The sequence below is a fragment of the Pseudomonas sp. LG1D9 genome (assembly GCF_002949995.1).
GTDB classification, from domain to species: Bacteria; Pseudomonadota; Gammaproteobacteria; order Pseudomonadales; family Pseudomonadaceae; genus Aquipseudomonas; species Aquipseudomonas proteolytica.
On record NZ_CP026881.1, the window covers coordinates 1,326,715 to 1,339,115 of the forward strand.

Annotated in this window: 11 protein-coding genes; 8 read left to right on the top strand and 3 right to left on the bottom strand. The window is 59.9% G+C overall.

All coding sequences use genetic code 11. The annotated features are described in order from the left end of the window. The first annotated feature begins 191 nt into the window (after positions 1-191). Together C5F71_RS06500 and bfr are read left to right on the top strand one after the other, a co-directional pair. Positions 192-410, top strand: a complete 219-nt coding sequence (locus C5F71_RS06500; protein ID WP_038442994.1) for a bacterioferritin-associated ferredoxin — start codon at positions 192-194, stop codon at positions 408-410. Positions 411-611: 201 nt separating this feature from the next. Continuing rightward, the gene (gene bfr / locus C5F71_RS06505; protein ID WP_038442996.1) at positions 612-1,082 is read left to right on the top strand and encodes a bacterioferritin; all 471 of its coding nucleotides are present in this window, start codon (positions 612-614) and stop codon (positions 1,080-1,082) included. A 166-nt stretch (positions 1,083-1,248) separates the two neighbouring features. Here the strand turns inward: bfr and grxD are convergent, their stop codons facing one another. Continuing rightward, positions 1,249-1,587 carry a Grx4 family monothiol glutaredoxin gene (grxD, locus tag C5F71_RS06510; protein WP_029295186.1) on the bottom strand — a complete coding sequence of 113 codons (339 nt, stop codon included), beginning with the start codon at positions 1,585-1,587 and terminating at the stop codon, positions 1,249-1,251. A 103-nt stretch (positions 1,588-1,690) separates the two neighbouring features. Next, the gene (locus tag C5F71_RS06515; RefSeq protein WP_104910833.1) at positions 1,691-3,799 is read right to left on the bottom strand and encodes a molybdopterin oxidoreductase family protein; all 2,109 of its coding nucleotides are present in this window, start codon (positions 3,797-3,799) and stop codon (positions 1,691-1,693) included. Positions 3,800-4,234: 435 nt separating this feature from the next. Between C5F71_RS06515 and argF the strand changes: the two genes are divergently transcribed. Next, a complete protein-coding gene (gene argF / locus C5F71_RS06525; protein ID WP_092237977.1) occupies positions 4,235-5,155 on the top strand; it encodes an ornithine carbamoyltransferase in 921 nt (306 codons plus the stop codon). Further along, on the top strand, positions 5,152-6,261 hold the full coding sequence (locus C5F71_RS06530; RefSeq protein ID WP_092237980.1) for an ABC transporter ATP-binding protein: 1,110 nt from the start codon (positions 5,152-5,154) through the stop codon (positions 6,259-6,261). The genes argF and C5F71_RS06530 overlap by 4 nt, the downstream gene beginning before the upstream one ends. A gap of 159 nt (positions 6,262-6,420) precedes the next feature. Here the strand turns inward: C5F71_RS06530 and ybaK are convergent, their stop codons facing one another. Beyond that, positions 6,421-6,891, bottom strand: coding sequence for a Cys-tRNA(Pro) deacylase (gene ybaK / locus C5F71_RS06540; RefSeq protein WP_029295178.1), 471 nt, complete (start codon positions 6,889-6,891; stop codon positions 6,421-6,423). A 371-nt stretch (positions 6,892-7,262) separates the two neighbouring features. Between ybaK and C5F71_RS06545 the strand changes: the two genes are divergently transcribed. The 4 genes from C5F71_RS06545 (at position 7,263) to glpD (ending at position 12,385) form a co-directional block, all read left to right on the top strand. Beyond that, on the top strand, positions 7,263-8,117 hold the full coding sequence (locus C5F71_RS06545; protein WP_029295174.1) for an MIP/aquaporin family protein: 855 nt from the start codon (positions 7,263-7,265) through the stop codon (positions 8,115-8,117). A 78-nt stretch (positions 8,118-8,195) separates the two neighbouring features. After that, a complete protein-coding gene (gene glpK, locus C5F71_RS06550) occupies positions 8,196-9,701 on the top strand; it encodes a glycerol kinase GlpK (protein WP_029295173.1) in 1,506 nt (501 codons plus the stop codon). Positions 9,702-9,798: 97 nt separating this feature from the next. Then, positions 9,799-10,554 carry a DeoR/GlpR family transcriptional regulator gene (locus C5F71_RS06555; RefSeq protein ID WP_029295172.1) on the top strand — a complete coding sequence of 252 codons (756 nt, stop codon included), beginning with the start codon at positions 9,799-9,801 and terminating at the stop codon, positions 10,552-10,554. A gap of 292 nt (positions 10,555-10,846) precedes the next feature. Beyond that, positions 10,847-12,385 carry a glycerol-3-phosphate dehydrogenase gene (gene glpD, locus C5F71_RS06560; RefSeq protein WP_070994779.1) on the top strand — a complete coding sequence of 513 codons (1,539 nt, stop codon included), beginning with the start codon at positions 10,847-10,849 and terminating at the stop codon, positions 12,383-12,385. Positions 12,386-12,401: the final 16 nt, after the last annotated feature.

Consider the following 12,401-nt stretch of genomic DNA (forward strand, 5'->3'; position numbering starts at 1 on the left):
GTCTGCCGCGAATTGACGACAGGCCTATGACGCGATCACGCTTCGTAAAGACCGACCATCATACCTGAAAAAAGCCGTTCGTCAGTGAGGGCCCCACGGGGGGCAACGGTTTGAGAAAGCACTTTGACAATCATTCTCGTTAACATTAAGATCCATCGCACTTAAGCCTTAAACCGCGATGGTTCTCCCTTATGTATGTCTGCCTCTGCACTGGCGTCACCGACGGACAAATCCGCGAAGCGATCTATGAAGGTTGCTGCAGCTACAAAGAAGTGCGTGAAACCACCGGCGTTGCCAGTCAATGCGGCAAATGTGCCTGCCTTGCCAAGCAAGTCGTACGGGAAACCCTGACAAAACTGCAGGTAGCCCAGGCCGCGATCCCCTACTCGGCAGAATTTACACACGCCTGAAACAGCCTATTTTAAAGAACCGGACTTAGTGTCCGGTTTTTTTATGCCTGTAATTCAATTAGTTAGGCCCAAGACGCGGAACACAAACATTCTTATTCCGATTAATTTTCATTTATTATTCAATAACTTAGGTTTGACACTAGTAATCGTGCAGCTCAAACTCCGCCCTATATACAGCGAACACAGGGCAGGACCCCAATCATGAAAGGCGACATCTCAGTCATCCAGCAACTCAACAAAATCCTTGCCAATGAACTGGTCGCGATCAATCAGTACTTCCTGCATGCACGCATGTATGACGACTGGGGCCTGGAAAAACTCGGCAAGCGTGAGTACAAGGAATCGATCAAGGCCATGAAGGACGCAGACGCGCTGATCAAGCGCATCCTGTTCCTCGAAGGCCTGCCGAACGTACAGGACCTGGGCAAGCTGAACATCGGCGAGCACACCCTGGAAATGCTCAACAGCGACCTGGGTTTCGAGCGCAAGAGCCATGCCGACCTCAAGGCCGCCATCGCCCACTGCGAGACCAAGGGCGACTTCGGCAGCCGTGAGCTGCTGGAAGATATCCTGGAAGACCAGGAAGAACATATCGACTGGCTGGAAACCCAAGTTGGCCTGATCGACAAAGTGACCCTGGAGAACTACCTGCAATCGCAGATGGGTGAGTAATCTCTAATTATTGTAGGAGCGAGCTTGCTCGCGAAAAGCGTGAAGGCGCCGCGTTCATTCAGAATGCTCGCGTTATCGTTAACGTCCTTCGCGAGCAAGCTCGCTCCTACAGGTACAAAAAAGCCCCGCTCTCGAATGAGAAGCGGGGCTTTTTATTGTGCGCCAATTACGCTTCGGTCTTGGCAGCCGCTTTTTCAGCAGCCTCCTTGATCAGCGCCTGCAACGAACCATCAGCCGCCATTTCGGTGATGATATCGCTACCGCCGACCAGCTCACCGGCCACCCACAGTTGTGGGAACGTTGGCCAATTGGCGTACTTCGGCAGGTTGGCGCGGATTTCCGGGTTTTGCAGGATATCCACGTAAGCGAACTTTTCACCACACTGCATGACAGCCTGGGAAGCCTTCGCGGAGAAGCCACACTGAGGGGCATTCGGGGCGCCCTTCATGTAAAGCAGAATGGTGTTGTTGGCAATCTGCTCTTTAATCGTTTCGATGATATCCATGGAACACCTCGGCTGGAACTTTGCGACTCACAGGTCGGCACGGTGGCGCATTGTAACGCAAAATCCCAGCGTGGTGCTCGGGCTCCCCGACAGACTCACTGCGTCACGCCGCCGCGACCTGTACCGGCACGCCATTCAATGCCGCGTTGCCCGACAACTCATCCAACTGCCGTTCATCCGTCAGGTCGTTGGCACTCGCCCCAGGCTGGGCACTGGCGATGTTCATGTGTACACCCGGGCGGTCATGGCCCCAACCGTGGGGCAGGCTGACCACGCCGGGCATCATTTCCAGGCTGGCCAACACCTGTACTTCGATCATGCCGATCCGCGAACTGACCCGCACCCGCTGCCCGTCACTCAGTTGCCGACGGGCAAGGTCATCGGGGTGCATCAGCAATTGATGCCGGGGTTTGCCCTTCACCAGCCGGTGATAATTATGCATCCACGAATTATTGCTGCGTACATGCCGGCGGCCGATCAACAGTAACTCGTCGACCTTGGGCAGCGGCAACGCCGCAAACCGCGCCAGGTCCGCCAGGATCACCGGCGGCGCCGCCTGGACCCGGCCATTGGCAGTTTTCAAGCGCCCCGCCAGATTGGCCTTCAGAGGCCCCAGGTCCAGACCATGGGGATGATCGGCCAGCATGGCCACCGACAGCTTGTGCGGGGAGGCGTCACCATAGGCCCCCGCCCGCAAACCAAAATCAATCATCTGCGCCGGCGCCATCGTGGGCTTGAGCGGGCTGCCGGTACGGGCCGCAAACGCCTGGGCCAAGCCGACGAAAATCTCCCAATCGTGCAACGCCCCCTCGGGCTTGGGCAGAATCGCCCGGTTGAAGCGGGTGACATTACGCACCGCAAACATATTGAACGTGGTGTCGTAATGATCGTTTTCCAGGGCCGAAGTCGATGGCAGGATCAGGTCGGCATAACGGGTGGTTTCATTGATATACAGGTCGACGCTGACCATAAACTCCAGACCATTCAGCGCCTGCTCCAGTTGCCGACCGTTCGGCGTGGACAACACCGGATTGCCAGCCACTGTGACCAGCGCGCGGATCTGCCCTTCGCCCGCAGTAAGCATTTCTTCAGCCAGGGCCGACACGGGCAACTCGCCGCTGTATTCGGGACGCCCGGACACCCGACTCTGCCACCGATTGAAGTGCCCGCCGAATGTGGCCGCCACCAGGTCCACCGCAGGCTCGGTGCACAAGGCGCCACCTACCCGGTCCAGATTGCCCGTGACTAGGTTGATCAACTGCACCAGCCAGTGGCACAAGGTGCCAAATGCCTGGGTCGATACCCCCATGCGCCCGTAGCAGACGGCCTTGTCTGCAGCCGCAAAATCCCGCGCCAACTGGCGGATCTGCTCGGCCGGCACCGCGCATTGAGCGCTCATGGCTTCGGCGGTAAAGCCCGCGATGGCGCGGCGCACCTCGTCCAGTCCGTCCACCGGCAAGTGGCTATCACGGGTCAGGTGTTCGGCGAACAATGTGTTGAGCAGCCCGAACAGCAACGCCGCGTCCCCACCGGGGCGCACAAACAGATGCTGGTCGGCCATGGCCGCCGTCTCACTGCGCCGGGGATCGACCACCACCACTTTGCCGCCCCGCGCCTGAATCGCCTTCAGGCGCTTTTCCACGTCCGGCACAGTCATGATGCTGCCATTGGAAGCCAGTGGGTTGCCGCCCAGGATCAGCATGAAGTCGGTCTGGTCGATATCCGGGATGGGCAGCAACAGCCCGTGCCCATACATCAAGTGGCTTGTGAGGTGATGGGGCAGTTGGTCCACCGAGGTCGCGGAAAAGCGATTGCGCGTCTTCAACTGCCCGAGGAAATAGTTGCTGTGGGTCATCAAGCCATAGTTGTGCACGCTGGGATTGCCCTGGTACACCGCCACCGCATTCTGCCCATGCCGCGCCTGGATGCCCGCCAGCCGCTCGGCCACCAGGGCGAAGGCCTCGTCCCAGGGGATCGGCTGCCATTGGCTGCCCACCCGCAGCATCGGCTGGTGCAGGCGATCGGGATCGTTCTGGATATCCTGCAGGGCCACGGCCTTGGGGCAGATATGGCCACGACTGAAGGTGTCCTGGGCGTCACCCTTGATCGAGGTGATGGCAATACTGCCTGCGTCCGAGGTGGTGGTTTCCAGGGTCAGGCCGCAGATCGCTTCGCACAGGTGGCAGGCACGGTGATGGAGAGTCTTGGTCATGGCCAGTCTCTTTATTAGGGCTTTGGCCCGACTATGGGCCGCGCCCTCCAGCGACGCCAGCAACGTTCGCCCTGTGAATCAACGGGCATCAGGCCAGGCCATGGGTAAGCATGAGTAAATGTTTCAAAAACCTCCCGCACCGCCCGGGAAACCGACGCGACCTGGCCCGGGGCCGCCATCACACATTGCAAAAGGTCGCGGCGCCAGTGTACAAATGACCCGCTGCTGTCCGTAAACAGGCCTCAAAAGTGCAATTCCCGCCCCTTTGACCCCCTCTAAAAAACCGTAGCCTATTGGTAAGACGCGACATTTAGTGTCAATATCGCGCCTCCCCCTATTTCGTCGCCCAGTGCGGCTTTCGCCGCAGGTCTCGCCCGTTGTCACAATAAACAAGGCTTTGAGTATCTGCGGTCTGTTGCAAAAAGGTAGTTAATGATGAGCGCAAGGCACTTTCTCTCCCTGATGGATTGCACGCCCGAAGAGCTGGTCAGCGTGATCCGTCGAGGCATTGAGCTTAAAGACCTGCGTAATCGCGGCGTACTGTTCGAGCCTTTGAAAAACCGCGTACTCGGGATGATTTTCGAGAAATCGTCCACCCGTACCCGCCTGTCCTTCGAAGCCGGCATGATCCAGCTCGGCGGCCAAGCCATTTTCCTGTCGCCCCGGGACACCCAACTGGGCCGGGGCGAGCCGATCAGCGATTGCGCCATTGTCATGTCGCGCATGCTCGATGCGGTGATGATCCGTACCTTCGCCCATAGCACCCTCACCGAATTTGCCGCCAACTCGCGGGTGCCGGTGATCAACGGGCTGTCCGATGACCTGCATCCGTGCCAGTTGCTGGCCGATATGCAGACGTTCCTCGAACATCGCGGCTCGATCCAGGGCAAGACCGTGGCCTGGATCGGCGATGGCAACAATATGTGCAACAGCTATATAGAAGCGGCGATCCAGTTCGACTTCCATCTGCGCATTGCCTGCCCTGAAGGCTACGAGCCCAGCGCCGAATTCCTGGCCAAGGCCGACGCCCGCGTTCAAATCGTGCGCGACCCGAAAGATGCGGTGATCGGCGCGCACCTGGTGAGCACCGACGTCTGGACCTCCATGGGCCAGGAAGACGAGACCGCCAAGCGCCTGGCCTTGTTCGCACCTTATCAAGTCACCCGTGAATTGCTCGACCTTGCCGCGCCGGATGTGCTGTTCATGCACTGCCTGCCGGCCCATCGCGGCGAAGAAATCAGCCTCGACCTGTTAGACGACCAGCGCTCCGTCGCCTGGGACCAGGCAGAAAACCGGCTGCACGCCCAGAAGGCCCTGCTGGAGTTCCTGGTGCCACCGGCGTATCACCACGCATGAGCCAGCCACTTCTGCTGAACCTGCGCAATCTGGCATGCGGCTATCAGGACCAACGGGTGGTGCAGAACCTCAATCTGCACCTCAATGCCGGGGATATCGGTTGCCTGCTGGGCTCTTCCGGCTGCGGCAAGACCACCACCCTGCGCGCGATTGCCGGGTTTGAACCGGTGCACGAAGGCGAAATAAACCTGGCCGGCCAAGTGATCTCCAGCGCCGGTTTTACCCTGGCACCGGAGAAACGCCGCATTGGCATGGTGTTCCAGGACTACGCACTGTTTCCACACCTCTGCGTGGCCGACAACATCGGCTTCGGCATTCGCAAACACCCGCAAAAAGACCGTGTGGTGGCTGAATTGCTGGAGTTGGTCAACCTGAAGAACCTGGGCAAGCGCTTCCCCCACGAACTTTCCGGCGGCCAGCAACAGCGTGTGGCCCTGGCCCGTGCGCTGGCACCCGAGCCGCAGTTGCTGCTGCTGGACGAGCCCTTCTCCAACCTTGATGGTGAGCTGCGGCGCAAGCTCAGCCATGAAGTACGGGACATCCTCAAGGCCCGTGGTACCAGTGCGATCCTGGTCACCCATGACCAGGAAGAAGCCTTTGCCGTGAGCGACCACGTGGGTGTGTTCAAGGAAGGCCGGCTGGAACAATGGGATACGCCCTACAACCTCTATCACGAACCGCTGACGCCTTATGTCGCAAGTTTTATTGGCCAGGGTTACTTCATCCGCGGGCAATTGAGTTCGCCGGAATCGGTCAGCACCGAACTGGGCGAATTGCGCGGCAATCGTGCCTATACGTGGCCGACTGGCAGTGCGGTGGATGTGTTACTGCGCCCGGATGACGTCGTTTATGCACCCGACAGCACGCTGAAAGCGCAGATCGTCGGCAAGACGTTCCTCGGTGCCTCGACCCTCTACCGCTTGCAGTTGCCGACCGGGGCCCAGCTGGAATCGATTTTCCCCAGCCATGCCGACCATCAGGTGGGTGCGCAGGTGGGAGTCCGCGTGGCGGCCGAGCATCTGGTGCTGTTCCAGGCCTCGGGGAGCACGGCGGCGCAGATTCCGCAGGTGGAGTCAGGTGTGCGGCGCTACAGCACTACCAGTTGAAGAAACCCGATCCAAAATGTGACAGCGCGCTAGTGTGGGAACCGGGCTTGCCCGCGATGCAGGCGCCTGGGTCTGTCAGTTGCATCAAGGTGATGCTATCGCAGGCAAGCCAGCTCCCACAGAGGCTGGCTTGCACATTTGATCCCGCTGTTCTTGACGTTACGCCCGGCCAATCGGCGCAAATGTCGCCTGGGTGTGCTCTGCCAACACCGCCGCCGCCAACTCCACCTCAAGTCCTCTCCTGCCTGCGCTGACAAATATTGTCGCAAAAGGCTGCGCGCTCACATCGATGAACGTGCGCAAGCGCTTCTTCTGCCCCAACGGGCTGATCCCCCCCAACAAATAACCGGTAGAACGCTGCGCCGCTGCCGGGTCGGCCATCTCGACTTTCTTCACGCCCGCAGCATGCGCCAGGGCCTTCAAATCCAGACTTCCGACGACCGGCACCACCGCCACCAATAATTCAGCTTTTTCGCTGCTGGCGAGCAAGGTCTTGAACACCCGCGCAGGATCCAGGCTCAATTTTTCCGCGGCCTCCAGGCCATAAGAGGCGGCCTTGGGGTCATGTTCGTAACTGTGGATACGATGTTCGGCGCGAACTTTTTTCAACAAGTCCAATGCGGGTGTCATTGGGGGCTCCAGGCTTGTGGGAAACGTGGAAAAGCAGACCGCCGATTCTAGGACAAACCCAGGCAAAACGCTCTAGTGCAGGGCACCGTGCGACCAATCCGCGCAGCGCCTGGGCATGCTTGCCGCCCGTTGCGCCAACGTAGTAGCGCGATCATTCATCACACTAATAGTTTGAAAATGACCGGCCGTTCACTTTCGACCTTTGACAGCGGTGTTTCTTGTCTATATTTTTTCGTTTCCGAATACTGTAGGAATACACCCACAGTATCCGAGCAGTAAGCCGTGGCCGGGATGGGGATTTTGGTGACGGTGAAAATCGCGCGAGGCCCGTTGAGGCACAGCGCCAGACAAGAAAAAAAACGAGGTTTTCAATGACAACTGCTCTTCAACAGCCTTCACTTTCAAGCCAATGCATGGCCGAGTTCCTCGGCACCGCGCTGCTGATCTTCTTCGGCACCGGCTGCGTCGCTGCGCTCAAGGTCGCGGGCGCCAGCTTCGGCTTGTGGGAGATCAGCATCATCTGGGGGATCGGCGTGAGCATGGCGATCTACCTGAGTGCCGGCATTTCCGGGGCTCATCTCAATCCAGCCGTCAGCATCGCGCTGTGCATCTTTGCCGATTTCGACAAGCGCAAACTGCCCTTCTATATCATCGCCCAGGTTGCCGGCGCCTTCTGTTCGGCTGCGTTGGTCTACACGCTCTACAGCAACCTGTTTTTCGATTACGAACAAACTCACCACATGGTCCGTGGCTCGGCGGCCAGCCTGGAACTGGCTTCGGTCTTCTCCACCTACCCTCACGCCTTGCTCAATACCGCCCAGGCGTTCCTGGTGGAGATGGTTATCACCGCGATCCTGATGGGAGTGATCATGGCCCTGACCGACGACAATAACGGCTTGCCCCGCGGCCCCCTGGCGCCACTGCTGATCGGCTTGCTGATCGCGGTGATCGGCAGTGCCATGGGCCCGCTGACCGGGTTTGCGATGAACCCGGCCCGGGATTTCGGCCCCAAGCTGATGACGTTTTTCGCCGGTTGGGGTGAAATGGCCTTCACCGGCGGGCGCGATATTCCTTATTTCCTGATTCCGATCCTTGCACCGATTGTCGGTGCCTGCCTCGGCGCTGCGGCCTATCGCGGGTTGATTGCCCGCCATCTGCCCAACGCTGCACCTGCTACAACTGATGCAGCCGACACCGCCGCCAGCGGTAACACCCGAACTTCCTGAAAGCGGTAGCCTGAGCCCTTCTGCCCTTTGCGGCCCAGGCTACTTACCCACTCCCTTTTTCCGTCCAAGGCAATCGACATGACCGACACACAGAATAAGAACTACATCATTGCCCTCGATCAGGGCACCACCAGTTCCCGGGCGATCATCTTTGATCGTGACGCCAACGTGGTGTGCACCGCCCAACGTGAATTCGTCCAGCATTACCCGCAAGCCGGTTGGGTCGAACATGACCCGATGGAAATCTTCGCCACCCAAAGCGCCGTGATGGTCGAGGCCCTGGCGCAAGCCGGCCTGCACCACGATCAGGTGGCCGCCATCGGCATCACCAACCAGCGTGAAACCACGGTGGTCTGGGACAAGATCACCGGCCGCCCGATCTACAACGCCATCGTCTGGCAATGCCGCCGCAGCACCGAGATCTGCCAGCAACTCAAGCGTGACGGCCATGAGCAATACATCAGCGACACCACCGGCCTGGTCACCGACCCGTACTTCTCTGGCACCAAGCTCAAGTGGATCCTCGATAACGTCGAAGGCAGCCGCGAACGCGCGCGCAATGGCGAACTGCTGTTCGGCACCATCGACAGCTGGCTGATCTGGAAATTTACCGGCGGCAAGACCCACGTCACCGACTACACCAACGCCTCGCGCACCATGCTCTTCAACATCCACACCCTGGAGTGGGACGCGAAGATGCTCGAGGTGCTGGACATCCCGCGCGAGATGCTGCCAGAGGTTAAATCCTCCTCGGAAATCTACGGCCGCACCAAAAGCGGGATTGCCATTGGCGGGATTGCCGGCGACCAGCAAGCGGCGCTGTTCGGCCAGATGTGCGTCGAGCCGGGCCAGGCGAAAAATACCTACGGCACCGGCTGCTTCCTGCTGATGAACACCGGCGACAAGGCGGTCAAGTCCCAGCACGGCATGCTCACCACCATCGCTTGCGGCCCGCGTGGCGAAGTGGCCTACGCCCTCGAAGGCGCAGTGTTCAACGGCGGCTCCACCGTGCAATGGCTGCGCGACGAGCTGAAGATCATCAACGACGCCCACGACACCGAGTACTTCGCCAACAAGGTCAAGGACAGCAACGGCGTGTACCTGGTGCCAGCGTTCACCGGCCTCGGCGCGCCGTACTGGGACCCCTATGCCCGTGGCGCACTGTTCGGCCTGACCCGCGGCGTACGTGTCGATCACATCATTCGTGCGGCCCTGGAGTCGATTGCCTACCAGACCCGCGATGTGCTCGACGCCATGCAGCAGGACTCTGGTGAACGCCTCAAATCCCTGCGGGTGGACGGCGGCGCCGTGGCCAACAACTTCCTGATGCAGTTCCAGGCCGACATCCTCGGCACCCAGGTCGAGCGCCCGCAAATGCGCGAGACCACCGCATTGGGCGCGGCCTACCTGGCCGGCCTGGCCTGTGGCTTCTGGGGCAGCCTGGATGAGCTGCGTGGCAAGGCGGTAATCGAGCGCGAATTCGAACCGCAACTGGACGAGCCGGCCAAAGAAAAACTCTACGCCGGCTGGAAAAAAGCCGTCAGCCGCACCCGCGACTGGGAACCCCACGAAGGCGCTGAATAAGCCACGCGCCGGACCCACTTAGGGTTGTAACTGGCAGGGAGCAGATTCCTGCGTCATCATGGGCCACTTTTTTGTACGGCAGCCCAAAGGACGCCCCATGAATCTGCCTCCCCGTCAGCAGCAAATCCTCGAACTGGTCCGCGAACGCGGCTATGTCAGCATCGAGGAAATGGCGCAGCTGTTCGTTGTTACCCCACAAACCATCCGCCGCGACATCAATCAACTGGCCGAAGCCAACCTGCTGCGCCGCTACCATGGCGGCGCCGCCTATGACTCCAGCGTTGAAAACACCGAGTACGCCATGCGTGCCGACCAGATGCGCGATGAAAAACAGCGTATCGGCGAAGCCATTGCCGCACAGATCCCTGATCACGCCTCGCTATTCATCAATATCGGCACCACCACCGAGTCCATCGCCCGGGCGCTGCTCAACCACAGCCACCTGAAGATCATCACCAACAACCTCAACGTCGCCATGATGCTCAGCGCCAAGGACGACTTCGACGTGCTCCTCACCGGCGGCAATGTGCGCCGTGACGGCGGCGTGGTGGGCCAGGCCAGCGTGGACTTTATCAACCAGTTCAAAGTCGACTTCGCCCTGGTGGGGATCAGCGGTATCGACGAGGACGGCAGCCTGCTGGACTTCGATTACCAGGAAGTGCGGGTTTCCCAGGCGATCATTGCCAATGCGCGCAAGGTGATCCTGGCGGCGGACTCCAGCAAATTCGGGCGCAACGCCATGATTCGCCTGGGCCCGATCAGCTTGATTGATTGCCTGGTTACCGATCAGCAGCCGGTGCCGGCGCTGGTGCAGTTGCTCAACCAGCATAAGATTCGCCTGGAAGTCGTATAAGCCTCCTACTGAATCTCTGGTGCCTGTACTGCCGTCATCGCGGGCAAGCCCGCTCCCACATTGGAATGTGATCAACCTGTGGGAGCGGGCTTGCCCGCGATAGCGACCTATAAGCCCACAACTCGCTTGAGCCAACACCAGGCTCAATGTTCACAATTTTTCCTTTTCCGGCCCCTCGATGAGTTTTTTCAATCGAAGGCGACTGGCTGCGCCCGCGTTTATGAGCTACCATTTTCGCAAATGAACATTAATGTTCGAATTCAAATATAAATAAAGATCGCGAGGCCAGCCGATGACCCCCTCCACCTTGCCTGCTCCACCCCTTGCCGAAGTCTATGATGTTGCCGTTATCGGTGGCGGGATCAATGGCGTGGGCATCGCGGCAGATGCAGCCGGTCGCGGCCTGTCGGTATTCCTTTGCGAAAAGGACGACCTGGCCAGCCACACCTCCTCCGCCAGCAGCAAGCTGATCCACGGCGGCCTGCGCTACCTTGAACATTACGAATTCCGCCTGGTGCGCGAAGCCCTGGCCGAACGCGAAGTGCTGCTGGCCAAGGCCCCGCACATCGTCAAGCAGATGCGCTTTGTGCTGCCCCATCGTCCACATCTGCGCCCGGCGTGGATGATCCGCGCTGGCCTGTTTCTGTATGACCACCTCGGCAAGCGCGAAAAACTCGCTGGCTCCAAAAGCCTGAAGTTCGGTGCCGACAGCCCGCTGAAAAGCGAAATCACCAAGGGTTTCGAATACTCCGACTGCTGGGTCGATGACGCACGCCTGGTGGTGCTCAACGCCATGGCCGCCCGGGAAAAAGGGGCACACATCCACACCCAGACCCGTTGCGTCAGCGCCCGTCGCAGCAAGGGCCTGTGGCACCTGCACCTGGAGCGCGCCGATGGCAGCCTGTTCTCGATCCGCGCCAAGGCGCTGGTGAACGCGGCCGGCCCGTGGGTTGCCAAGTTCATCAAGGATGACCTGAAGCTGGATTCGCCCTACGGCATCCGCCTGATCCAGGGCAGCCACCTGATCGTGCCGAAACTGTACGAAGGTGCCCACGCGCACATCCTGCAGAACGAAGACGGGCGCATCGTCTTCACCATTCCGTACCTCAATCACCTGACCATCATCGGTACCACCGACCGTGAGTACACCGGCGATCCAGCGAAAGTGGCGATTACCGAAGGTGAAACGGACTACATGCTCAAGGTGGTCAACGCCCACTTCAAGCAGCAGTTGAGCCGCGACGATATCGTGCACACCTACTCCGGCGTGCGTCCGCTGTGCAACGACGAGTCGGACAACCCGTCCGCCATTACCCGCGACTACACCCTGGCGTTGTCGGGCACAGGTGAAGAAGCGCCGATCCTGTCGGTGTTTGGCGGCAAGCTGACCACCTACCGTAAGCTTGCGGAGTCGGCACTGGCGCAACTGGCCCCCTACTTCCCCCATATCAAGCCAAGCTGGACCGCCAAGGCCAGCCTGCCCGGCGGCGAAGAAATGACCACGCCAGAAGCCCTGGCCACGGACATTCGCAGCAAGTACGAATGGATCCCCAGCGAAATCGCCCGCCGTTGGTCGACCACCTATGGCAGCCGCACCTGGCGCCTGCTCGAAGGCGTGCAATCCTTGGCCGACCTCGGCGAGCATCTGGGTGGCGGGCTGTATACCCGGGAAGTGGACTACCTGTGCGCCGAGGAATGGGCGACCCAGGCCTACGACATTCTATGGCGCCGCACCAAGCTCGGCCTGTTCACCACCCCCGAGGAGCAGGAAAACCTGCAGCGCTACCTGATCAAGCTGGAGCAGAACCGCAGCAAGATCGAAGCAGCATGACTACCCAGCCCCTGCA